This is a genomic window from Microbacterium lacus (assembly GCF_044794305.1).
GTDB lineage: Bacteria > Actinomycetota > Actinomycetes > Actinomycetales > Microbacteriaceae > Microbacterium > Microbacterium lacus_B.
The window spans coordinates 3,151,007-3,174,809 of sequence record NZ_CP084996.1; the positions used below are offsets into that span (position 1 = coordinate 3,151,007).

Consider the following 23,803-nt stretch of genomic DNA (forward strand, 5'->3'; position numbering starts at 1 on the left):
CCGTTATCTGTGGAACGTGGGGATGACTGGTGAGGCTCAGCCTGCGAGGTTCTCGACCGACGCACCCCAGCGCTCGTTGAGCTCGGTGAAGTAGCTCGCCTTGTCGCCATCGGCGGCACCGCGGGCGATGTCGACGAGCTTCTGGCGGTAGAGCGGACCGTAGAGGTCGATCTGCGAATCGTTGGCGATGTCGTTGATCAGGCCTTCCTTTCCGGCCGGAGCGGGGTTGATCTCCATGAGTTCGACTCCTGCGTCGGTGAAGCCCTGCAGGTTGGTCGGCAGCTCCTTGTCGATGACCGGTGAGATCATGCCCTGCGATTCGGTGTATCCCGAGTTTTCTACGACCCACTGGATCCAGGCCCAGGCGGCCGCCTTCGACTCGGAGTGCTTGCTGACGGCGAGGTTGTAGTCGCCGCCGATGACGGCGTACTGGGTTCCGTCGACGTTTGCGGGGAAGGCCATGAATCCGATGTCGTCGGCCGAGGCGCCGTTGTCTTCGGCAGCGGCCTGCATCTGCGAGATCGCCCATGAGCCGAGGGTCATGGCTGCGATCTTTCCCGTGCCGAGGTCGACCTTGGACTGCTCCCAGTTGGTCGTCAGAGGGTCGGGCTCGGTGAGGCCAGCGGCCACCGATTCGTACAGGAGCGAGTCGATCGCGTACTGGTCGGTGCCTTCGGTCCACGGCGCCGGGTCTTCTGCCATCGTGATCGGAGCGTCGGGGTCGTTGGTCACGACGCCGAGGTTGCCGAAGCTCTGCGTGAGCGGCCAGCCGTCCTTGTAGTTCGTGTACAGCGGGATCGCCGCGGTGTTATCGGCGACCAGCTGCAGAGCGGCGATCCACTCTTCTTCTGTGGTGGGAAGGTCGGTGACGCCCGCCTCTTCGAAGACCAGCTTGTTGTAGACGACGCCGTTGGCGTTCCCGCCGAAGGCGATGCCATACTGCGTGCCGTCGTAGCTGGCTGCGGGCAGGAACCGGTAGGTGCCTTCGAAGTCCGCAGTTGCGCCGAGGGGCTCGAGGAATTGGTCGTACTGGTTGGGCGAGATCGTCGGGATGCCCAGCACATCGCCGTAGTTCGTCGTGCTCATGCGTGTCTGCATTTCGCCGGCGTAGTCGGTGATGCCCTCGAAAGTGACCGTCACGTCGGGGTGCTCCGCGGTGAACTCTTCGGCGTACTTGTCGAACGTGCCGTCGGCGATGAGGTCCGTGCGCCAGGTCATGACCGTGATCTCGCCCGCTACCTCGCCGTCGATGGTGTTGTCGGCGTTGTCTGTGCCGCCGCCCGTGCCCGCGCAGCCGCTGATCGCGACGGCGGCAACAGCGAGCGTCGTGATGCCCGCCAGTGTCTTCCTTGCCATGTGAATGTCTCCTTGATGTTCAGCTTTGAACTACGGATGCGGAGGCCACCGCATCTTCGCGTGGGTGTGTCGCGGGGCCAGATTACGCACATGCGCTCCCCCTTGGCAAGCCTCTGATGACAACGCTGTCTGGCTTTGTCCGGAAGAACCATCGTGTCCAGAAATAGCTACTGATCAGGACATTTAAGAACAGCAATGCAGATTGTGGACGATCAATGTCTGTAAAATGTCCTTCGTGGTCATTGGTTCGATGCGGTGCTAGGCTGGCCCCGTTCAGAGGAAAGGTGAACCGATGACGGTTCAACAGCGCGCGACGCTCGAAGACGTCGCCCGACTCGCCGGGGTGAGTTCCAAGACGGTCTCTCGCGTCTTCGCGAGCCGAGAGCTTGTCGCTCCTGAAACGGTCGAGCGCGTTCTCGCGGCGGCGAAGCGACTGCGCTTCCGCCCGAACACCCTCGCTCGCAGCCTTCGTCGCGGCGGGTCCACTCACACGATCGGCTTCATCATGGGCGAGCTCGGCAACCCGTTCTACTACAAGGTCGCGGCGGGGATCGAGAAAGAGCTGTCTGCGCACGGTTACGCGCTCGTGGTCGCGACGACCGATGACACCCCCGAGGGTGAAGAGCTCGTCGCCGACGCTCTGCTCGCCCAGCGGATCGGTGCGCTGTTGCTGATTCCGGTGGCCGAAGATCAGTCGTACCTCGAGGGAGAACGCCAACTGGGGACGCCGGTCATCGCGATCGACCGTCCTGCACGCAATCTCGTCGCCGATTCGATCGTGCTCGAGAATCACCGCGGGGTGTTCGACGCGACGACCCGCCTGCTCGCGCTAGGGCATCGTCGGATCGGCTACGTCTGCAATCCGGCATCGGTCTATACCCAAGCCGAGCGCCTGCGTGGGTACCGCGACGCGCTGGCGGCCTACGGAATTCATGACTCGTCACGCTGGGAGCGGCTTCTCGACGACCTCGAAGTCCGCCCCGACACTGTCGTGGAGGACTTGCTCTCGAGCGACGATGCCCCCACGGCGTTGATCACCGGCAACAACCGCATGACGATCGGGGCACTGCGGATCTTGCGTGATCGCGACCCTTCCGGCGAGATCGCCCTGGTCGGGTTCGACGACTTCGACACCGCAGACGTCATCGGCGTGACGGTCATCAGCTACGACCCGCTCGAGTTGGGCAGGCGCGCCGCGCGCGCGGCGATCGAGCGCATCGGCGACCCCTCCGGCTTCACCCGCCAGGTCGAGCTTCCGACCTGGATCATCGAGCGCGGCACGGGGGAGCGCGCCCCCCGAACAGGAGATGACAAATGACAGACGAGGTCCTTCACGTCCAGGCCCACGGTGTGAGCATGGTGATCGACGCCCGCGGTGGCGGCCTGCCTCGCGTCTTGCACTGGGGTGAAGCGCTCGGTGACCTTCCGGCCCATGAGCTCTCGCGCGTGTCCGAGGCGGTGAGCCGCCAGGCCGCGCCGGGCACCCTCGATGCCGCATGGCAACTCTCCGTCCTTCCCCAGGAGGGCGACGGCTGGACCGGTCGTCCGGGTCTTCAGGTCAGGCGTGACGGCGTTCTGCATCACTGTCGGTGGCACGGTGCGGCCGCGTCCGTCGACGCGACGGACGACGGTGCACGGTGCCGGGTCACTGCGGAGGACGCCGCATCCGCCCTGCGTCTGGAATGGAACGTCTCGATCGAAGCGGGCGGAGTCGTCTGGGTCGATGTCGGTCTCTCCGTCGGGGACGACGAGAGCGCGGATGCTGCCACCTACGAGATCGACTGGCTCGAGGCGACGCTGCCTGTGCCCACCAGCACAACCCACCTCACGACCTTCGATGGCCGGTGGACTCGCGAGAAGCGGCCCGTCACGACCGGAATGCCGGCGGGTTCGACCGTCCGTCAATCGCGTCGAGGTCGCCCCGGCCATGACACGCCGGTGTTCTTCATCGCCTCGGTGGACGAACCGCGATGGCGCTCGGGTTCCCTCTGGGCCACCCACCTCGCGTGGTCTTCGGACGCCACCTATCGCCTCGACCACATCACCGACGCGGTCACACTGATCGGCGCGGGCGAGCTCCTCCGCCCGGGCGAGATGGTCCTGCGTGCAGGGCAGGCCTACCGCGCGCCGCGCGCGGCCTTCGTCTGGGCACCTGCGGGGTTCGATGCCATGGCGGGGAGCCTCCACACCTGGATGCGGCAGCGGCCGCAGCATCCGCACACTCCTCGTCCCCTCACTCTCAACACCTGGGAGGCGGTGTACTTCGACCACGATCCGGCGACGATCGAAGCGCTCGCCGAACGCGCGGCGGCGATCGGAATCGAGCGGTTCGTGCTCGACGACGGATGGTTCCTCGGACGGCGTGACGATACGACGAGCCTGGGGGATTGGGTGGTCGACCCCGCGGTCTGGCCCGCTGGTCTCGGTCCGTTGGCCGCGAAGGTGCACGATCTCGGCATGGAGTTCGGGTTGTGGTTCGAACCCGAGATGATCAGTGCCGACTCCGAGACAGCCCGCGCCCACCCCGACTGGCTTCTGCACGATCCGGGGCACCTCGAGCACGACCCTGCCCTGTCGTGGCGCACGCAGTACGTGATCGATCTTGCGAACCCCGACGCCTACCGGCATGTGCGGGGGCAGATGGATGCGCTCATCGGCGAACTCGGCATCGACTTCATCAAGTGGGACCACAACCGCGATCTCACCGAGAGCGTGCACGCGGGTCGCCCTGGAACCCACGCGCAGATGCGTGCGGTCTACCGGCTCATCGCCGACCTGAAGTCCGCGCATCCCGGGCTCGAGATCGAGTCCTGCTCGAGCGGGGGCGCGCGCACCGACCTCGGCATCATGGAGGTCTGCGACCGCGTCTGGGCGAGCGACTCGAACGACCCGGTCGAGCGCCAAGACATCCAGCGCTGGACAGGGTTGCTTCTTCCGCCAGAACTGATGGGCGCGCACGTCGGTCCGACAGAGTCGCACAGTTCGGGCAGGGTGACCGATCTGAGCTACCGGATGGCCACGAGCCTGCTGGGGTCCGCGGGGTTCGAGTGGGACATCCTGCAGTGCACCGACGACGAGGTGGACGTCCTGCGGAGGTTCGCCGACCTCTACCGCGAACTTCGGCCCGTTGTCCACGGTGGCACCGTGGTGCACCCTGAGCTGCGGGATCCCGCGTGGCGGGTGACCGGATTCGTCGCGCCGGACGCGCGCCGAGCTGTGGTGATCGCCGCAACCGTCGCGAGCCTCGAGGACGCCCGCGCCGAGCGACTGCGCATCCCGGGGCTGCAACCCCTAAGGACCTATCGCGTGCGGGTGCGGCGCGAGATCGGCGCAGCGAAGTACGGCTGGATCGCTCCGGAGTGGTTCGTCAGCGGTGAGATCACGCTATCCGGGGCAGTCCTCGAGCGCGTGGGTCTGCAGCTGCCCACGCTCTGGCCGGTGCAGGCCTTCGTCCTCGACCTGGAGGTGCTCTGACATGGCCCGATTCGATCTTCCGCTGGACGAGCTGCGCCGATACCGCCCCGAGATCACGGTGCCCGACGACTTCGACGAGTTCTGGCGGTCGACGCTGAGCGCTGCGCGGGCCTACGCCTCAGCCGTAACCCTTTCTCGGGTCGAGAGTCCGTTGACCACCGTAGAGGTGTACGACGTGACCTTCGCCGGATTCGCCGGCGACCCGATCAAGGCGTGGCTCTTGCTTCCCGCCGGCACGGAGGGCCGCCTCCCGGCTGTCGTGGAGTACAACGGCTACGGCGGTGGCCGTGGGCTGCCCGAAGAGCGCCTCGGCTGGGTCTCCTCCGGTTACGCGTACCTCTTCATGGACACTCGCGGCCAGGGGTCGGCGTGGGGGACAGGCGGAGGAACTCCCGACCCGCACGGCACCGGCCCATCGTTCTCGGGATTCATGACCCGAGGCATCGAAGACCCCCAGGCGTATTACTACCGCCGGGTGTACACCGACGCGGTGCGGGCGGTCGATGCGATGCGCACACTCGACCGAGTCGATCCCGACCGTGTGACCGTGTGCGGCGGCAGTCAAGGCGGCGGAATCACACTTGCGGTTGCGGGGCTGACAGAGGGATTGGTGGCGGTGCTGCCCGACGTTCCATTCCTCTGCCACTTCGCGCGAGCGGTCGGAATGAACGACCGCGACCCGTACAACGAGATCGTCCGATATCTCTCGATTCACCGCGGTGCCGACGAGCACGTCTTCCGGACGCTGTCGTATTTCGACGGGGTCGCCTTCGCCATGCGCGCGAGCGCCCCGGCGCTGTTCTCGGTGGGACTGCTCGACCCGATCTGCCCGCCGTCGACCGTCTATGCAGCGTTCAACCACTACGCCGGCGAGAAGCAGATCGAGGTCTACCCTTTCAACGAGCACGAGGGTGGGCAGACCTACCAGTGGCAGGTTCAGGCGGCTTTCGTCGCCGAGCGCGTCTGATCCCACGCGCAGGGGACACTCGTTACGAGTGCACCCAGACTTCGGTGCCCTGGGGCGACCAGTCGTAGACGAACTTGGCGACGTTGATCGGCATGTTCACGCAGCCGTGGCTCATGCGGTTGCCGAAGTTATTGTGCCAGTACGCTCCGTGGAAGGCGATGTCGGGCGCGAACCACGTGAGCCACGGGACGTCCTCGGTGCAGTAGCTGTTGACCGCCTCCGGGTTGTAGCACAGCGCCCCCAGGTCCTGAATGCGGGTGTGCGCGAATACCCGGAAGTTGCCGGTCGGAGTGGGGGTGCCTGCGAGACCGGAAGAGATCGCGTAGCTCTGGACGACGTTGCCGTTCTCGAACAGATACGTGCGCTGGGCGCCGAGGTCGACCTCGATGCGCCGAGCGACGGAGACGATCACGGGAGCGACCTCGTTCACCGGCAGAGCAAACGAACCGTTGCCCGTGGTCGAGAGCTGAGTGGCGAAATCCGACGCAACGGTCGAGGTGTCGCCGAGTTCGCGGCCCGAGATGCCCGGCGCGTCTTCGCGCAACACGCGTCCGCCCGAATCGGTGATGACCTTGCCGTCGGCAGCGGCACGGTTGACGAGCGGAGCAAGGCCGTCGACGACAGGCTGGATTGCCGCGGGGTCGGCGGTGATCGCGAACGTGCCGTCACCGGCGGGTGCGACGGTGATCCAGGATGCTGCGACCGCCCGATCGATTGGGACGGTGCGCTCCTCGCCCACGTAGAAGCCCGCGGTGTCGAGCATCGTGTTGAGGCTGGCTACCTGCGCCTCGGCCGATGCCGTGGAGGTGACAGCGGGGATAGCGACGGCTGCGGCGGTGTCGATCTCGACACGCGTCTCACCGCTGACGAGTGCGGATTGGAGTGCGAGGCGGACGGCTTCGACGCTCACACCGCTACCCGGCACATCGGGGGTGGCCGCGAAGCCCGCCGTCGTTGCATCGAAGGCGATCGTTGCGTCGACGGGGTCGACGAAAAGTGTGGGGGCGGCATCGCGCAACGCAGCGGTGGCGGCCTCGGCGTCGATCCGCACGGCAGCGGTGGACGGGTCGCCGTTCCAGGTCGAGACGTTCCACATCGGGTGCTCGGCGTGTGCGCGCTCGGCCAGGGCGCGCGCGTCGAGCGTCGCGCCGAGGTCGGTGGCAGAGACTTCGGGGGAGCCGTCTGCGCTCGTCAGCACGACGGTTGTGGCGGCGAGTCGCTCGGCCAGGGCGTCTGCTGCAGCGCCGGGCGTGAGTCCACCGACGGGGACGCTTGCGACGGAGGTGCCGGGTGCGATGAGGATGAGGGAGGATGCGACAAGGCTCACTGCAACGATCGCCGCGGGGATACCGAGCCAGAGGCCCCAGTGTCGCTTGCGGCGCGGGGGATCAGCGGGAGCCCACTCGAGGTTCTGCGTGGTCGCGTCGGCATCGACTCGTTCGCCGTCTGCGTCGAGCGCACGCGTGGCATCATCGATCGGCGCCTCTTCGGCGCCGGGCCTGGTGGCCACATCGGTCATGCCATCACCCCCCGGCTCTATACACGTCCTTCTATGGTAAGGGACGCGCGACGCGGCGCGGACAACGGATGAATCACGACACTTCCTGCTGTGTGAGGGTCGAGCAGACCCCCGGGAGTCGAATGTAACGATTTTGTAAACACCCCGAGCAAACCTCCCTCAAACTCTTGCGAATTGTTTGTTCGTAAGGTCTACTAACAAACATGTCCACATCGGAAGTGCATCGCGGCTCCTCCACTCTCGAGCCCGCGCACCACGCAGCATCCGCCGGCGCGAAAGCGTTCGGCCCGGGCCGCGCGTTGCGTCAGGGAGCGAAAGTGCTGCCGGAGCACGCTCGCGGTCACAACCGTTCGCTCGTGTTGCAGAACCTCTTCCACCAGGGCGCAATGAGCCGGGCAGACCTCGCCCGGGAGACCGGCCTCACCCGGGTGACGATCTCTGATCTGGTCGCTGAACTCATCACCGACGGCTTCGTCGCAGAGATGGGCGTGCGTGAAGCAGCCGGTCCGGGAAAGCCCGCCATGCTCGTCGACCTCGATCGTGCGGGTCACCGCATCGTCGGCATCGACCTCTCGGGGACCGACCGCATCATCGGAGCGGTACTGACCCTCGACGGCGACATCGTCGTTCGCCGAGATGTCGCCATGCCGATCGCCGGAGATGTCGTGTCGACCGTGGTCGAACTCGCCCGGGAACTCGTCGCAGAATCGCACGCGCCCGTACTCGGAATCGGCGTCGGCACGCCCGGTGTGGTCGATGACCGCGGTGTGATCCTCACCGCGCCGAACTTCGGGTGGGCGGGCTTCGACCTCGAAGGAGCGTTGCGCAACGCCCTGGGGCTTCCGGTGCTCGTCGCCAACGACGCCAACGCCGCCGTCCTCGCCGAGTACACGTTCGGGGGAGCACCCGACGATGTCGTCCTCGTCAAGGTCGGCCGCGGTGTCGGTTCGGGCTTGCTCACCTCGGGCCAGCCCATGCGCGGCAGCCGCTACGCGGCCGGCGAGATCGGCCACGTCACGGTGGGCACCGACGGTGGCCCTGTGTGCGTATGCGGAAAGGTCGGATGCCTCGAGGCCTGGCTGTCGGTCCCGTCGCTCACAACACGGCTGGCCGCGGCATCCACCCCCGCCGAACGTGACGGAATCCTTCGCGATGCCGGCGAGCGCCTCGGAATCGCCCTCGCGCCCGTGGTCGGCGCACTCGACCTGTCGGAGATCGTGCTCTCCGGCCCCCCTGAACTTCTCGACGGAGCACTCGCGCAAGCGACCGTCGAGACGCTCCGTGCACGCACACTCGCTCAGTTCCACGATGGCGTGCGCGTACGGATGACGGAGCAAGGCGAAGACATCGTCCTTCGTGGAGCCGCCGTCATGGTCCTCTCGGGTCAACTCGGGGTGTCGTAGACACCGCCTGCGTTTCCACCCGAGAAGAAAAGAACCCCCTCGGATAGGTCACCCGGCCTCCCGGATTCACCAAGAAACACACACAAAAGGAAAAACCCATGAACAAGAAGCTCGGAGCACTCGCGCTCGTCGGCGCTTCCGCGATCGTGCTGGCCGGTTGCGCCGGAGGCAACGGTTCGACGCCCGCCGAGGCAGAGACCGGCGACCTGACGGTCTGGCTCGTTGGTGCCGACACACCCCAGACGGCGCGCGACTACCTGAAGGAGACCTTCGAGTCCGAGAACGACGGCTGGACCCTCACAGTCGAGGAGAAGACCTGGGCCGACGTCTCCGACACCTACACCGCGGCACTGTCGTCCAACGACGCGCCCGACGTCGTCGAGGTCGGCAACACCCAGGCGCTCGGCTTCGCCGACGCGGGTCTGTTCCTGGACATCACCGACATCAAGGAAGACCTCGGCGGCGACGACCTGTTGTCGGGTCTCGTGGATGCCGGCACCTACGATGGCGCGCTCTACGCCGCTCCGTACTACGCCGGTGGCCGCATCGTCTTCTACACGCCGCAGATCGTCGGCGACACTCTCCCCGAGACCCTCGAGGAGTACGTCGCGGCGGGCGAGGCGCTCAAGACCGACACGGTCTCGGGCATCTACGCGCCCGGCAAAGACTGGTACAACGCTCTTCCCTACATCTGGACGTTCGGCGGCGAGATCGCTGTCGAGGACGGCGATGAGTGGGACGCTCAGTTCTCGAGCGACGAGAGCCAGGAGGGTCTCGCGCTTCTCCAGCAGGTCTACCTGAACGCCTCGGTCGCTCCGGTCGACGGCAACGAGCGCCTCGGAAACATCGACTTCTGCGCAGGCGAGGTCGGCTTCCTTTCGAGCCCCGCGTGGGCTGCCGGCAACATCACGGGTGCATGGCCCTGGGGTGACGAGGCCGCGGGTGAAGAGGTCAGCAACGGCTGCCCAGAGACCTTCGGTAGCGACCTCGGCGCATTCGCTCTTCCCGGCCTGACCGCCGGTGAGACTGCTCCGATCTTCGCTGGTGGCTCCAACGTCGCCGTCGCGACCAAGAGTGACTCGCCCGAGATGGCCAAGGCTGCTCTGACGATCATGCTCTCGACCGGCTACCAGGAGCTGCTCGCCGAGCAGGGTCTGACCCCGGGCATCAAGTCGGCCGCGTCCGCGCTGCCCGACACCGCCATCGCGAAGGCGCAGGCCGAGGCCCTCGCCAACTCGAAGTTCACCCCCACCAGCCCCAACTGGGCTGAGGTCGAGGCAGCGCAGGTCATCCCCGACGCGCTCGTCAAGATCGCTCAGGGTGGCGACATCAAGGTCATCGCCGAAGAACTCGACGCCGCCATCGAGGACATCCTCAACGGCTAGTCATCCGTGGTGCGGGGTCTCGGTCTTTCCGAGCCGAGACCCCGCACCACACCCCGGGTCTTCCCCGGGACCGATCGCTCGGCCAGACTCAGGTCGCGGCCCACAGCCGCACCCTGCGCCTGGCCCGGAGACCGGTCCGATCACTCCGCATCCCCCGAAACGCAGCACGGTTCGCCGTGCCGTCCCGCATACCCGCTAATCCCCCCAATCCGCAGAGAGGAGACGACATGAGCGAAACAGCCACCGCGGTCCCGGCATCCGGAGCCCGTCGCGAAAACGCACCCCGCCCGCCCGTCTCACGCGAGAAGCTCCGTGCCCGACGCGATGCTCGAGGAGCCTGGGGTCTGTTGACCCCCGCACTGATCATCCTCGGCATCATGGTCGGCTACCCGTCGGTCCTGATGGTGATTCAGTCGTTCACCGACTACACCGTCAAGAACAAGGTGCAAGGCACCCTTCCCAACTTCATCGGCTTCGACAACTACATCGCACTCTTCTCCGAGTCTGATTTCCCGGCCGTCCTCATGCGCAGCCTCGGACTGATGGTCGTGCTCACGGCGCTCATCATCACCTTCGGCGTGCTGATCGCGATCCTCATGACGCGACTCAGCCGCGCATGGCGCATCGTCGTCTCCGTCGGGCTGCTCCTGGCCTGGGCAATGCCGCCTCTGACGGCGACGGTCGTGTGGGGCTGGATCTTCGACACCCAGTACGGCGTCGTCAACTGGGCGCTGAACACCATCACCGGCACCGAGAACTGGACCAACCACTCGTGGCTGCTCAACCCCTGGTCGTTCTACTTCGTGCTCACGATCATCGTCGTGTGGCAGGGCATCCCGTTCGTCGCCTTCACCACGTTTGCCGGTCTCGGGCAGGTGCCGGGAGAAGTGCTCGAGGCCGCCGCGCTCGACGGCTCCACCGGATGGAAGCGTTTTTGGCAGGTGGTGTTTCCGTACATCCGCAGCATCCTGACCGTTGTGCTCGTGCTCCAGATCATCTGGAACCTGCGCATCTTCACCCAGGTCTACGCGCTGCAGAGCAGGGGCGGACTGGTGTCTGAGACGAACGTGCTCGGCACCTACCTCTTTCGGCAGGGTGTCGGTGAGTTCGGCAGCACGGCTGCGATCGGTGTGTTCATGGTGATCCTGTTGCTCGCCCTCTCATGGGGATACGTGCGGACCACGCTCAAGGAGGAGGAACTGTGAGCACTCAGGTCAGCGTCGGAACGCAGCTCACGACGGTCGGCGTCGACGAGGTCATCGGCGAGGTCGGCAACGCCAAGCGCCCGAAGCGCGGCTCGATCGACGCACGTCGTCCGTCGGCACGGCGCGTCGCGACCCGCACGATGCTCAACATCACCGCCGCGATCGTCTTCGCGATGTCGATCTTCCCGGTGTACTGGATGGTGAACCTCTCGCTTACCCCCAACCCCGAGATCATCAGCCGCACGCCGAGCTTCTTCCCGACGAACCTCACCTTCAGCAACTACGTGACGGCATGGAACCGCGAGGCAGCTCAGGGGCAGACGGACTTCTCGCACGCACTCGGCACGACTGTCACGGTCACCGCCGGCGTGCTGGTTGCCACACTCCTGGTCGCCTTTCTCGCCTCGGTCGCGCTCGCGCGCATCAAGTTCAAGGGTCGTCGCACCTTCATCGTCTCGGTGCTCATCGTGCAGATGATTCCCGGCGAAGCGATGATGTTCACCATCTACGGCATGCTCGATGACTGGCGCCTGATCAACACCATGTTGGGCTTGGGCATCGTATATACCGCTGCGGTGATCCCCTTCACGATCTGGACGCTCCGCGGCTTCGTCGCAGGTGTCCCCGCCGATCTGGAAGAAGCCGCGATGATCGACGGGTGCACGAAGTCGCAGGCGTTCTGGAAGGTGACCTTCCCGCTGCTCGCACCGGGCCTCGTTGCGACCGGCATCTTCGCCTTCATCCAGGCGTGGAACGAGTTCACGATGGCATTGCTGCTCATGAGCGGGTACAACTTGACGCTCATGCCGTGGCTCAACGCTTTCCAGTCCTCTTCTGTCGGCGGGGCGGTGAACTGGGGCGCCGTCATGGCGGGTTCGACCCTCATTGCGCTCCCCGTCGTGATCTTCTTCCTCATCGTCCAGGGTCGTATGACGGGCGGACTGGTCTCTGGGGCGGTCAAGGGCTGATGTTCGAGCAGGATGCTGCCGCCTCCCGTGGGGAGGACGGCCGATGAGGGTCGGGCTCGATGTCGGCGGAACCAAGACAGATGCCGTCGCCGTCGACGAGTCGGGTTCGGTGACCGCGCGTGTGCGGTTGGCCACCGGCTGGGGACCCGAGGGGGTCGTACGCACGGTCATCGATGCGGTCGCAGCCCTCGGGAGCGACGGCCGTGCTGACATCTCGGCGATCGACTCGGTGGGCATCGGAATTCCGGGTCAGGTTGAGCCGGGCACGGCGCGCGTCGTTCACGCGGTGAACCTCGGTGTCGATGAACTCGACCTGAGCGCCGCCGTCGGGCCCTCGCTCGGCGTGCCCGTACGCGTGGAGAACGACGTCAAGGCGGCGGCCCTCGGCGCGTACGCGCTGCGGAGTGCCGCAGGGCGGGCGGGCTCGATGGCGTACCTCAACCTCGGCACCGGCATCGCCGCGGGCATCGTCGCTGACGGCGTGCTGTGGCGCGGTGCGCGAGGAACGGCGGGCGAGATCGGCCACGTGTCCGTCGACCCGAATGGTCCCGTCTGTCGCTGCGGGCAGCGCGGCTGCATCGAGGCGTTCTCGGGTGGGGGAGCCATCGCCGAGCGATGGGGTCACCCCGGTGCATTCCCTGTCCGCGACCTCTTCGATGCGGCCGATGCGGGTAACCCCGTCGCCCTCGAGATCCGCACGGGCCTAGCACGCGGAGTTGCGGCGGCGGTGCGCGTGCTCGTCCTCACGGTCGATGTGGATTCGGTCGTCTTGGGCGGGGGAATCACGGCGCTCAGCGATCGACTGATGGCCGATGTGAATGCCGAGCTCGCCGCGAGCGCGGCGACGTCGCCCTTCATGCGCTCGCTGCGACTGCAGGAGCGCGTCGAACTGCTTCCTCCGGGCTCGCCGGCCGCCGCACTCGGTGCCGCGCTCATCGGCTCAACCGCCCACTCTGAAGAACGCGGAGCCCTGACCCATGGCTGAGGTCGTGATCGTCTCGACGCCTGCCGACGCGGGCAGTGTCGTGGCCGACGAGATCGCCCGACTGATCTTCACCAACCCCGACACAGTGCTGGGATTGGCGACCGGCTCCACCCCAGTCCCCGTCTACGAGGCGCTGCGTTCGCGGCTTGCCGGAGTCGACGTTTCCCGCGTCCGCGGGTTCGCGCTCGACGAGTACGTCGGCATCGAGCCGGGGCATCCGGAGTCGTACCGTGCGGTGATTCATCGCGAGGTCGTGGAACCCCTCGGGTTCAATCCTGATCTCGTGCGGGTGCCGGACGGGTCGCTCGCGGGTATCGAGCACGCCGGTGCCGATTACGAAGCTGCCATCGCGGCGGCGGGGGGCGTCGATCTGCAGATCCTCGGCATCGGCACCGACGGGCACATCGGATTCAACGAGCCGGGGTCCTCGTTCGCGTCGCTCACGCGCGTGAAGACGCTCACCGAACAGACGCGCAGCGACAACGCCCGATTCTTCGACACGATCGACGACGTTCCCCGGCACTGCATCACTCAGGGCCTCGGAACCATTCTTCGCGCACGCCACCTGGTGCTGCTCGCTTTCGGTGCGGGCAAGGCCGAGGCGGTCGCAGCGGCGATCGAGGGTCCACTGACCGCATGGCTTCCGGCGTCGGCGATCCAGTTGCACCCCCACGTCACCGTTGTCGTCGACGAGGCCGCGGCATCCACTCTGAAGGGCGCCGACTATTACCGGTACGCGCTTGCGAACAAGCCCGAATGGCAGGGTCTGTAGCGTTTACCGTTCGATAGGGTCGGGATCATGATGGATGCCTCCCCCCGGCCGATCCGCTCCGAAGATGCGCGGCGCGCATGGATCATCGGTGGCTCGCTGCTCATCGTCGTTGCACTGATCCCGCTGATCGTCACGAACCTCGGCCCAGGAATCTTCTTCACCGGGGTCATGAGCGACGTTGCTTGGTGCGCGGCGATGGTGATCTTCGCCTTCGGAATCCGCGGTGCGGGGAGTGTGGTTGCACGCAACCGAGTCGGTGTTGTCGCCCTCGTTGTCGCGGGTGTCGCGCCCGTCGTCTTTCAGATGGTGTGGGCGGTGTTACCGACGGTGACGGGCCCGACGCTTGGAGTGCAGACCCTCGCCGTGGTTCAGCTTCTCGTTCCCGGCACGGCCTTGGTGATCGCGGGCGTTGTGATCGCGCGCGCTGGTGCCGTCACCGGGCGCTTGCGCTGGGCTCCCCTGATCGCTGTGTGTGCTGTGAGCGCGATGTACGTGGTGCTTCAGCTCGTAGGTATGGCGGCGCCCACGGCCGGGCAACAGGTTCTCGTGCCCTTGTTCGGGCTGATGACGCTGATCTCGACTGCAGCGCTCGTAGCGGTGGGGGTGCTGGCGATCGTGCTCGCTCCGCGGAAGGTCTCAGACGCGCCGTCGCGGCCGGTGCAGGTCTACCCGCCGTCCTCCACGAACTAACCCACGGCCTCGACTACGGAGTGAAGACCTTGCCGCGGTTGAGAATGCTCTTCGGGTCGAACACCCGGGCGATATCGCGCTGGAGCTGCCACTGATCGTCGCCGAGCTCGTCGGCGAGCCAGCGGCGCTTGAGCACGCCGATGCCGTGCTCGCCGGTGAGGGTTCCGCCGAGGCGCAGGGCCGCGCGAAACAATTCGTCGGCCGCAGCCCACACCTCGGGCGGCGCCTCGACGACGCCGTGCTCGTCGGGCTCGCCTTCGAAGATGAAGTTGGGGTGCAGGTTGCCGTCGCCGGCGTGCGCGACCGTCGGAATCACCATCCCGTGCTCTCGCTCGATCCGCGCGATCTCATCGAACATCGCGGCCATCATGCTGCGCGGCACTGAGACATCCTCGATCAGAGCCGTGCCCAGCGACTCCATTGCCGGATGCATCGACCGCCGCACGGCGAGCAACCGTTCGCCTTCGGCTCGGTCACTCGAGAGCACGACCGCTCCGCCGTTCGCTTCGAGAATCGCGGCGATCGCTTCTGCCTCGGCCTCGGCGGCGACCCCGTCGGTCTGGATCGTCAGCTGTGCCGCACCGGGAAGTGGACGGTTCATTCCCAGCAAGGCATGAACTGCTGTGAGTGACGCAGCATCCATCAATTCCATAATCGCGGGCTGCACGCCTGCGGCGGTGACGGCGGCGGATGCTGCGGCCGCACCCCGCACAGAAGCAAAGGTTGCGACGATCGTGCACATCTCGCCGGGCACGAACCTTCGGAGCTTCAGGGTTGCGCCCACGATGACCCCGAGCGTGCCCTCGGACCCGATCATGAGCGACGTCAGATCGAGCCCGGTCACGCCTTTGACGGTGCGGTGGCCGAACCGCATGAGCCGACCGTCGGCGAGGACGACATCGACGCCCAGTACGGCGTCGCGAACGACCCCGTACTTTGCGCACAACAGACCGCCGGCGCCGGTGGCGATGTTACCGCCGACGGTCGAGATCGCCCGACTCGCCGGGTCGGGCGCCCACCATAGACCATGCTCGGCGAGCGCGGCGTTGAGGTCGGCGTTGATGATCCCCGGTTCGACGACGGCGAGAAGATCGTCCGGGCGCAACTCGAGAATGCGGTCCATGCTGCGCACCGAAAGTGCAATCTCGCCCGACCCCGCGTTCGCGCCGCCAGCCAGGCCCGTGCCGGCGCCTCGGGTGACGACGTGGTGCCGGTCTCGTACGCGATGCGGAGAACTCTTTGGACGTCGTCGATGGAAGCCGCATGCACGACCGCGAGCGGGGTTCCGGATGCGGCGTGCCCCGACTTGTCGGCACGCGCAGTCTGCAGGGCTGCCGGTGTCGCGTCGACGCGCTCACCGAGTTGTGCGCACAGTCGCGCTACGACCTCGGCTTGGGAGGTCACGCGAAGCGGCGCCGACCCGCGATGACGCCCACGGTCACCGCAATGATGCCGAAGATGAGCCCGACCCACGTGAAGCCGAGGCTCCACCAGGCGATCGTGGCCGAGACGTAGACCAGCAGTTCGACGATCGCGCGCACGAAGGGGTGCACCGCCAGGACGGCGCGCGGTGAGACGAACAGCGCCCACAGCAGGATGGCGATCACGGGGGCGCCGATGCCGACGACGATGTTCCAGGGGAACGGCCAGGTGGCGAAGCCCCAGATCGCCAGCGTCGCGAACGCGAACATCTCGCAGAGGAAGGCGAGCAGGTCGATCGCGCTCAGCGGCGCGCGCATTCCGGGGGTGGGTTCAGCGGGCTTTTCGGGCCTCACCCAGGGGGTGTCCGACATGCGTCCATTCTACGGCCGCCCTCCGCAGCCCTCGCCGCGGGCGCCGCTCGTCAGAGCAGGTCGCGCAGGTTCAGCGTCACGGGAGTTCCGGTCTGACCGCCCGCGACGAACCGCACCTCGGCGGCTTGGTTGCTCGCCACGTCAGAGATTCGCGGGACGAAGGTCAGCGTTCCGTGGCCCGAGGCATCCAGCACCACACTCCCGATCACCGCGCCGCGCACGGCGACCTCCACCGTTGCGCCTGCGGGGCCGCTCAGACCGACCGAGAACGACTGCTGGAACTGGTGACCAGTCGAGGAGGCGACGATACTCAGGATGCCGGGGGTGCCCGCGGGGAGCACCGGGTCCGTCGGAGGGGCGGGATCAACCGGATCAACGGGCTCGACAGGTTCGACCGGATCAACGGGTTCGACCGGATCGGTGGGCGTGACTACCGGATCGACAGAGCTCGCCGGCGGCGCTGGCGAGAGAGGGGTCGGCACGGGCGCCGTCGGCGGCGTCACCGGATCGCTGACCGTCGGCGGCGCGAGTTCATCTGAGGGCTCGGTGACGGGATCGAGGATCGTCTCGGGCCTCTGCAGGGCGACCGCAGGAGCCTCCGTTACCAATTCGGGAGGTGGGAGCACCTCGGACGAACCGGCTGCGTCGGTTGCCGGTTCCGAAAGGCTGGGGAGAACCAGCGCGGCGGCGAAGATCCCGCCAACCACCAGGGCACCGGCAGCTACCAGCCCGATGGTCACTGCCGTTCCCCCGAGGCCACCCCCGGAGCTTCCGGCGCTCGCGCCGCTGGCCGCTCCCGAGGCGCCAGACGCACCGACGAGACCTGCCGCTCCGGCACCCGAACCGACAGCGACCGCACCTTCGACGACGCCGGACGGCATCGCTGCGAGTGCCATGCCGGCTGTCGCACCACCCTGCAGGCTCGCCAGGTAGGTGCCGGCTCCGGCCACGCCGATCGTCAAAGGCAGGAGCACCAGCGCCAGCCGATGCGAAACCTCTTTGGCCTCGCTCGCCACGATCGTGCAGCGCGCGCAGTCCTCGAGGTGACTTTCGAGCTTGGCGTGATCACGCCGCCCGAGGTTGCCGCGGGCGTAAGCGCCGAGGCGTTCGATCGTCCACTGGCAGTCCGAGCCGTCTTCGACCGAGCGCACGTGCGCCTGAATCCACGCTTCGCGAAGGCCTTCGCGGGCGCGGAAGGCGAGTTGGGCGACCGCCGTGGCCTTCATCCCGAGCAGGGGGGCGATCTCGGCGGGCTTCATCTGTTCGATCTCGGAGTACCACAGCACTTCTTGCCACCGTGTCGGGAGGCTCCGGAACGCCTGGTGTGTCAGTCCGCGGTCGAGCGCTTCGGCGGTCGCTCCCTCTGTCGTCGTCGGATCCTCCATCGCGTCGAGCTCATCAATGGCCGTCTCGCGGCGCGAGCGGCCCCACCCCGCGGCCGTATTGCGGATGCTGGTGAACAGGTACGCACGGAACGATCCGGTAGGCCCGCCGCCCTTCAGGATCGACTGGTAGATGCGGGTATACGACTCTTGCACCAGGTCGTCGGGGTCGAGAGTCGAGGTGACCGAACGGGCCACGGTGATGCCCGAGCGGTAGTGGCGGACCCAGAGTTCGCCGAACGCCGCGGTATCGCCCGAACGCGTGCGCAGCACGAGGTCGGCGTCGCCGAGCTCGGTCGTGCTGGCTGCTGCGTCGTTCGTCGTCATGAGTCTCCTTGTGGGCTGACGAGCAGAGAGTGCCTTCACCCAAGAGATGCGCGATCCGGGGTTTCATTACGCGCGAGACCCATTCTCTCGGCATCCGTTCAGTTTGACCAGCGGATGCCTCGGACCCGGCATGCGCGGGTGAAAAAACCGCGCCCGCGAAAACTCGTCAAAAAGATTCTGCAAACCCGCGTAATAGATCGAGCACCGGGTCGTCTCATCAGTGAGAAACGTTGTTCGGGCTCCCGTGGGGGCGGATTCGAACGCGAAGCGACTGGGGGGCGGAGACGTCCGGGTCGCGAGGAGTGGGGTTCGTCGGGAATCTCGGGGGAGGGTCCTGACGAATCCCACCACTTCCGGGGACGGGTGGTCGCTGCATCGGGGGATGCAGCGACCACCTCTCGTCAGGCCTGGACAGATTCGCCGTCGGTCCACACGGCGCAGACCTCGAGGTCGCGCGAGAGAAGCACGGCATCGGCACGGAAGTCGGGTTCGAGGCGCCCCAGGTCATTGCGGCCGATCGCTCGTGCGGGGGTAGAGGTCAGGGCCAGCACCGCGGCCTCGAGCGACACCCCGGTCGACACGACGAAGCGCAACGCAGTATCCTGCGTCACAGTCGACCCCGCAATCGCACCGCCTCCCGCGAGGCGTGCGACGCCGTCCTGCACCTGCACGGTGAGACTGCCCAGGTCGTAGTGGCCGTCATGTGCGCCCGCGGCCGCCATCGCGTCGGTGACCAGGGCCACGCGCCCGGGTGCTGCGTCGAAGACGATCCGCACGACATCGGGGTGCAGGTGAACACCGTCGGCGATGACTTCGAGCACGACTCGCTCGTCGCGAAGGGCCGCACCGACAGGCCCAGGCTCGCGATGGTGCAAACCCGGCATGGCGTTGAAGGCGTGGGTGAGCATCGTCGCTCCCGCGTCGAAGGCGGCGGTGGCAGCATCCGTCGTCGCACCGGTGTGGCCGACCGCGGCAACCGCGCCAGCGTCGACAATCGCTGAGATCGCCTCAAGTCCGCCGGGGAGTTCAGGGGCGAGTGTCACCTGGCGGATCGTTCCGCGTCCGGCTGCGAGCAATCGTGCCACGGCGGCAGGTTCCGGATGCCGCAGCAACGCCTCGTCGTGCGCGCCCTTGTGCGCCGGGTCGAGGAACGGCCCTTCCAGGTGTGAACCGAGAACGTCGGTGTCGGTCGCAGTCAGGTCTGCCACCATGGCTGCGCGGCGCTCGAGGGTCTCGAGCGGGGCGGTGACCAGAGAGATCACGGCACGTGTCGTCCCGTGTGAGAGGTGGAGGCGGCGAGCCGCCCGGATGGCCGCCGGGCCGTCGTCGTAGGCGAAGCCGCCGCCGCCGTGCCCGTGCAGGTCGATGAAACCGGGCGTGAGAAGTGCTCCGTCGCCCGCGATCTCGGTGCCGTCGATCACGGTGTCGCCGCGATTGCTCAGCGCTCTCCAGGCGTCTCCCGTGCCGGTCCCCGCGACGCGAGTGCCCTCGAAGCTGATCCACGCATCATCGGTCAGTATGCCGCTGTCGACAAGGCGCACCGAGTGAATGATGGTGGTCACAGGTGTGCTCCGTTCACTCGGCGCTCGGCTCAACGACCCACGGAACGTCGTCGGAGCGGAAGAATTCGATGCCGAGGCTCGTCCACAAGGGTGCGAGTGCTCCGACGCGTTCGCGAAAAGACTCCCACGTCCGAAGGTCGCTCGCGCCCGTCGCTGGCGACCAGCCAGCCTCGGCAGCGGCGGCGATGCGCGGGAAAGCCAGCGCGTCGATGTCGCCCTGCGTGCGCACGGTCTCGGTCCACAACGGCGCCTCGATACCCAAAATGTCGGAATCGTCGATGCCGTCGATCACAGTGGACGGCTCCCAGGCGTACGCGCGCTCGATGGAGGTCACCCCGTTCGCCCAGGTGAGCCCGAGGGCGAAGTCGGAGGTCGGCTTCATGTCGAGGTAGATCGCGTCGGCGGGCGAGAGAATCAGCTTCGATCCGCCCCGCACGAACGCACGAGCCTTATCGTCCATGCCGTCTGCGGGGGTAACGAACCCCCAGTACTGACCGATCGTGGCGGGGTGCAGACCCCCAGCCGCGCCCACTTCGTGCCACGCGACGGGAATCTTGTCGAGATCGGCGATGAGTTCGCTCACGCGCTCGACGAAGAGGGCGAAGTCTGCCGGATCCGTTCCGAGAGCTTCGTCTCCACCGAAGTGCAGGTAGGGGCCGGGCGTCATTCCGGCGAGTTCTCCGAAGACGTCCGCGATGAAGTCATAGGTCGCCTCGTCGTGCACGCGCACCGACGAGAACCCGACGGCCATGCCGTCGTACGGCACGCCCGCGGTGGGGACCTCGCCGCCGTAGTCGCGGACGATCTCGAGCATGTGGTCGGTGATGACCGGCACCTCGACCAGTTCGGGGTAGGCGAGGCCCACGGCGTGGGTGTGGCCGGGCAGGTCGATCTCGGGGACGACGATCATGTGGCGGGACGCCGCGTACTCGACGATCTCGCGGTAGTCGGCCTTCGAGTAGAAGCCGCCGGGGTCGCCGCCGACCGCGGTGCCCGAGGCGACCTCCGTGAGCTTCGGCCGTGAGTTCAGGTGGATGCGCCAGCCCTGGTCGTCGGTGAGGTGCAGGTGTAACGCGTTGAACTTGAGCCCCGCCGCGCGGTCGATGTACGCCTTCACCGTGTCGACCCCGAAGAAGTGGCGAGCGACATCGAGCATCACCCCGCGATACGCGAACCGAGGAGCGTCGGTGATCCGCACCGCGGGAATGATCCAGTCCGATCCCTCACGAGTGATCAGCTGCGCGAGAGTCTGCACGCCATAGAAGAGGCCCGCGGCATCCGCGCTGCTGATGACGACGGATGCGGCATCCACCGTCAATTCGTATGACTCCGCCGGCCCGCCCCGGGCGATGCGCAGGTGGATCCTGCTCTCGCCGTCGAGGCTCAGGCTGGTGCGGGCCTCGACCAGCGCCGCGAGGGTGGTGGCGGCATCCGGATCACCATCGATCCCCATCGCTGAAGAGAGAACAAAAGGGGCGCCATCGGATGCCTCGAAACCGGCGGGAACTGGCACCAGCGAGTGGGGCTGCATCATGTAAAGAGTCCTAACAAATTGGTCGAAGTCAGCATACCAAGGCGCTGGGGCGAGCGCATCCGTTATGCTCATCTTGTCGCGACTGGCGTTGAGGTGGACCACCACCGGGGAGCGATTGACACGGCAATCGACCGCGCGCCTGGGCCGATGCGGGATCCCCGTTCGCCGTCACACCGTCAAGGAGCCAGCCATGACCGATCAGTATTTCAACGCCCCTCTCGCTGAGGTAGACCCTGAGATCGCCGAGGTGCTCGAGCGCGAACTTCAGCGCCAGCGCGGGTATCTCGAGATGATCGCATCCGAGAACTTCGTTCCAATGTCGATCCTGCAGTCGCAGGGTTCGGTACTGACCAACAAGTACGCCGAGGGCTATCCCGGCCGTCGCTACTACGGCGGTTGCGAAGAAGTCGACGTCGCCGAAGAGCTCGCCATCGCCCGCGCGAAGTCGCTGTTCGGCGCCGAGTTCGCCAACGTGCAGCCCCACTCCGGTGCGACCGCCAACGCCGCCGTGCTGCACGCGATCGCCCGCCCCGGCGACACCCTCCTCGGACTGTCGCTCGACCAGGGTGGACACCTCACGCACGGTATGAAGATCAACTTCTCGGGCCGCCTGTTCAACATCGTCGCCTATGGCGTCGACCCCGAGACCTCGATCATCGACATGGATGAGGTCCGCCGCCTCGCCATCGAGCACCAGCCCAAGGTGATCATCGCCGGGTGGTCGGCGTACCCCCGCCAGCTCGACTTCGCGGCCTTCCGCGCGATCGCCGACGAGGTCGGCGCGCTGCTGTGGGTCGATATGGCGCACTTCGCCGGACTCGTCGCCGCGGGGTTGCACCCGAACCCGGTGCCCTACGCCCACGTCGTCTCGTCCACCGTGCACAAGACCATCGGTGGCCCGCGCTCGGGCTTCATCCTCACGAACGACCCCGACATCGCCAAGAAGATCAACACGGCCGTCTTCCCTGGTCAGCAGGGTGGCCCGCTCATGCACGTCATCGCCGCGAAGGCGACCGCGTTCAAGCTCGCCGCGACGCCCGAATTCAAAGAGCGCCAAGAGCGCGTGCTCAGCGGCGCGCACATCATCGCCGAGCGCCTCTCGCAGCCCGACGTGGCAGCCGCGGGTATCGCGGTGCGCTCGGGCGGTACCGACGTGCACCTTGTGCTGGTCGACCTTCGTGATGCGGCGATCGACGGCAAACAGGCCGAAGACCTGCTGCACGAGATCCACATCACCGTCAACCGCAACGCGGTGCCGAACGACCCGCGTCCGCCGATGGTCACCTCGGGCCTGCGCATCGGCACTCCCGCACTCGCGACACGTGGCTTCGGCGATGCGGAATTCACCGAGGTCGCCGACGTGATCGCGCTGGCCTTGCTTCCGGATGCTGATGTCGAGGCGCTTCGCGCCCGCGTGGCCGTCCTGACCGAGGCATTCCCGCTGTACCCCGGGCTCGCGCAGTAATCCTCGCCACACCCCACCCGGCCAATCTTTTGACGTCGAGAACCCATCTCCTCGACGAGAACCCCGCCTACGCCGGTGTTCTCGTCGGCGGAGTGGGTTCTCGCGGTGAATCCTCGAGAGGATCGACATGACCGCCATCACGCTCGACGGCAAGGCGGCTGCGGCCGCGATCAAGGACGAGCTGCGCGAGCGCGTCGCAGCGCTCGCAGCGCGCGGCATCGTGCCCGGCATCGCGACCGTGCTCGTGGGGTCAGACCCCGGCTCGCAGTTGTACGTCGGAATGAAGCACCGCCAGTCCGAAGCGATCGGGATGAACTCGATCCAGGTCGAGCTGCCCGCTGATGCAACACAGGCCGACGTCGAGGCCGCCATCGATGCGCTCAATGCTGACCCCGCGTGCCACGGGTACATCGTGCAGCTGCCGCTGCCGAAGCACATTGACACCGACGCGATCCTCGAGCGGATCGACCCAGCGAAGGACGCCGACGGGCTGCATCCGACCAACCTCGGACGCCTGGTGCTGAACGTCAACGCGCCGATCACTTCGCCCCTGCCGTGCACGCCGCGCGGAGTGATCGAGCTGCTGGTGCGCAATGGGTACGACCTGAACGGCAAGCACGTCGTTGTCGTCGGGCGCGGTGTCACGATCGGGCGCACGATCGGACTGTTGCTCACCCGGCGTGAGATCAACGCGACCGTGACTCTCACCCACACTGGCACCGTCGATGTGGGGCAGTACCTGCGCCAGGCCGACGTCATCGTTGCGGCAGCCGGAGTCAAGCATCTCGTCACCGCCGCAGACGTCAAGCCCGGTGCCGCCGTGCTCGATGTCGGAGTCACCCGCGAGATCGACCCCGAGACCGGCAAGGCGAAGATCTCCGGTGACGTGGCTCCCGATGTCGCCGAGGCGGCGGGGTGGGTCTCGCCCAACCCGGGCGGGGTCGGCCCGATGACTGTCGCGCTGCTCATGACGAACGTCGTCGAAGCCGCCGAACGCGCCGCGGGCTGAAGCATCC

At 66.8% G+C, this 23,803-nt stretch carries 18 protein-coding genes, 1 pseudogene and 1 riboswitch; of the genes and pseudogenes, 12 read left to right on the top strand and 7 right to left on the bottom strand.

The window, feature by feature from the left end; translation table 11 throughout:
• Positions 1-36 precede the first annotated feature (36 nt).
• Positions 37-1,356 (bottom strand): ABC transporter substrate-binding protein, encoded by a 1,320-nt coding sequence (locus LG299_RS14840; protein ID WP_404431575.1) that lies wholly within the window; start codon positions 1,354-1,356, stop codon positions 37-39.
• Between the two features lie 292 nt (positions 1,357-1,648).
• Here LG299_RS14840 and LG299_RS14845 point away from each other — a divergent pair, with 292 nt between their 5' ends.
• The 3 genes from LG299_RS14845 to LG299_RS14855 are packed head-to-tail and all read left to right on the top strand — an operon-like array spanning position 1,649 to position 5,797.
• On the top strand, positions 1,649-2,674 hold the full coding sequence (locus tag LG299_RS14845) for a LacI family DNA-binding transcriptional regulator (protein ID WP_404431577.1): 1,026 nt from the start codon (positions 1,649-1,651) through the stop codon (positions 2,672-2,674).
• Positions 2,671-4,830, top strand: a complete 2,160-nt coding sequence (locus LG299_RS14850; RefSeq protein WP_404431579.1) for an alpha-galactosidase — start codon at positions 2,671-2,673, stop codon at positions 4,828-4,830. Before LG299_RS14845 ends, LG299_RS14850 begins: the two co-directional genes overlap by 4 nt.
• Position 4,831: 1 nt before the next feature.
• A complete protein-coding gene (locus LG299_RS14855) occupies positions 4,832-5,797 on the top strand; it encodes an acetylxylan esterase (protein WP_404431581.1) in 966 nt (321 codons plus the stop codon).
• Positions 5,798-5,819: 22 nt separating this feature from the next.
• Here the strand turns inward: LG299_RS14855 and LG299_RS14860 are convergent, their stop codons facing one another.
• Positions 5,820-7,316 (bottom strand): L,D-transpeptidase family protein, encoded by a 1,497-nt coding sequence (locus LG299_RS14860; RefSeq protein WP_404431583.1) that lies wholly within the window; start codon positions 7,314-7,316, stop codon positions 5,820-5,822.
• A gap of 203 nt (positions 7,317-7,519) precedes the next feature.
• Here LG299_RS14860 and LG299_RS14865 point away from each other — a divergent pair, with 203 nt between their 5' ends.
• The 7 genes from LG299_RS14865 (at position 7,520) to LG299_RS14895 (ending at position 14,724) form a co-directional block, all read left to right on the top strand.
• Positions 7,520-8,719, top strand: a complete 1,200-nt coding sequence (locus LG299_RS14865; protein WP_404431585.1) for an ROK family protein — start codon at positions 7,520-7,522, stop codon at positions 8,717-8,719.
• Positions 8,720-8,817: 98 nt separating this feature from the next.
• On the top strand, positions 8,818-10,104 hold the full coding sequence (locus LG299_RS14870) for an extracellular solute-binding protein (RefSeq protein WP_404431587.1): 1,287 nt from the start codon (positions 8,818-8,820) through the stop codon (positions 10,102-10,104).
• Between the two features lie 227 nt (positions 10,105-10,331).
• Positions 10,332-11,309: a carbohydrate ABC transporter permease gene (locus LG299_RS14875; RefSeq protein ID WP_404431589.1), complete on the top strand. Its 978-nt coding sequence runs from the start codon at positions 10,332-10,334 to the stop codon at positions 11,307-11,309.
• The gene (locus tag LG299_RS14880; RefSeq protein ID WP_404431591.1) at positions 11,306-12,277 is read left to right on the top strand and encodes a carbohydrate ABC transporter permease; all 972 of its coding nucleotides are present in this window, start codon (positions 11,306-11,308) and stop codon (positions 12,275-12,277) included. The genes LG299_RS14875 and LG299_RS14880 overlap by 4 nt, the downstream gene beginning before the upstream one ends.
• Positions 12,278-12,320: 43 nt before the next feature.
• Positions 12,321-13,262, top strand: coding sequence for an ROK family protein (locus tag LG299_RS14885; protein WP_404431593.1), 942 nt, complete (start codon positions 12,321-12,323; stop codon positions 13,260-13,262).
• Positions 13,255-14,034, top strand: coding sequence for a glucosamine-6-phosphate deaminase (locus tag LG299_RS14890; RefSeq protein ID WP_404431595.1), 780 nt, complete (start codon positions 13,255-13,257; stop codon positions 14,032-14,034). The genes LG299_RS14885 and LG299_RS14890 overlap by 8 nt, the downstream gene beginning before the upstream one ends.
• Before the next feature lie 27 nt (positions 14,035-14,061).
• Entirely contained in the window at positions 14,062-14,724 is a 663-nt protein-coding gene (locus LG299_RS14895) for a hypothetical protein (protein WP_404431597.1), read from the top strand.
• Positions 14,725-14,737: 13 nt separating this feature from the next.
• Here the strand turns inward: LG299_RS14895 and LG299_RS14900 are convergent.
• The 5 genes and pseudogenes from LG299_RS14900 to LG299_RS14920 form a co-directional block, all read right to left on the bottom strand.
• Positions 14,738-16,128 (bottom strand): annotated as a pseudogene (locus LG299_RS14900) (FAD-binding oxidoreductase).
• Positions 16,125-16,517: a YrdB family protein gene (locus tag LG299_RS14905; protein ID WP_404431599.1), complete on the bottom strand. Its 393-nt coding sequence runs from the start codon at positions 16,515-16,517 to the stop codon at positions 16,125-16,127. The pseudogene LG299_RS14900 and the gene LG299_RS14905 overlap by 4 nt, the downstream one beginning before the upstream one ends.
• Before the next feature lie 50 nt (positions 16,518-16,567).
• Positions 16,568-18,226 carry a sigma-70 family RNA polymerase sigma factor gene (locus LG299_RS14910; RefSeq protein ID WP_404431601.1) on the bottom strand — a complete coding sequence of 553 codons (1,659 nt, stop codon included), beginning with the start codon at positions 18,224-18,226 and terminating at the stop codon, positions 16,568-16,570.
• A 401-nt stretch (positions 18,227-18,627) separates the two neighbouring features.
• Positions 18,628-19,788 carry an N-acetylglucosamine-6-phosphate deacetylase gene (nagA, locus tag LG299_RS14915; protein ID WP_404431603.1) on the bottom strand — a complete coding sequence of 387 codons (1,161 nt, stop codon included), beginning with the start codon at positions 19,786-19,788 and terminating at the stop codon, positions 18,628-18,630.
• A gap of 13 nt (positions 19,789-19,801) precedes the next feature.
• Positions 19,802-21,322, bottom strand: coding sequence for a beta-N-acetylhexosaminidase (locus LG299_RS14920; protein WP_404431605.1), 1,521 nt, complete (start codon positions 21,320-21,322; stop codon positions 19,802-19,804).
• Between the two features lie 68 nt (positions 21,323-21,390).
• Positions 21,391-21,474: riboswitch (ZMP/ZTP riboswitch) on the top strand.
• Positions 21,475-21,512: 38 nt separating this feature from the next.
• On the opposite strand from LG299_RS14920, the gene glyA reads away from it, so the two are divergent.
• On the top strand, positions 21,513-22,787 hold the full coding sequence (glyA, locus tag LG299_RS14925; RefSeq protein WP_404431607.1) for a serine hydroxymethyltransferase: 1,275 nt from the start codon (positions 21,513-21,515) through the stop codon (positions 22,785-22,787).
• 127 nt (positions 22,788-22,914) lie between these two features.
• Positions 22,915-23,796, top strand: a complete 882-nt coding sequence (locus LG299_RS14930) for a bifunctional methylenetetrahydrofolate dehydrogenase/methenyltetrahydrofolate cyclohydrolase (protein ID WP_404431609.1) — start codon at positions 22,915-22,917, stop codon at positions 23,794-23,796.
• Positions 23,797-23,803: the final 7 nt, after the last annotated feature.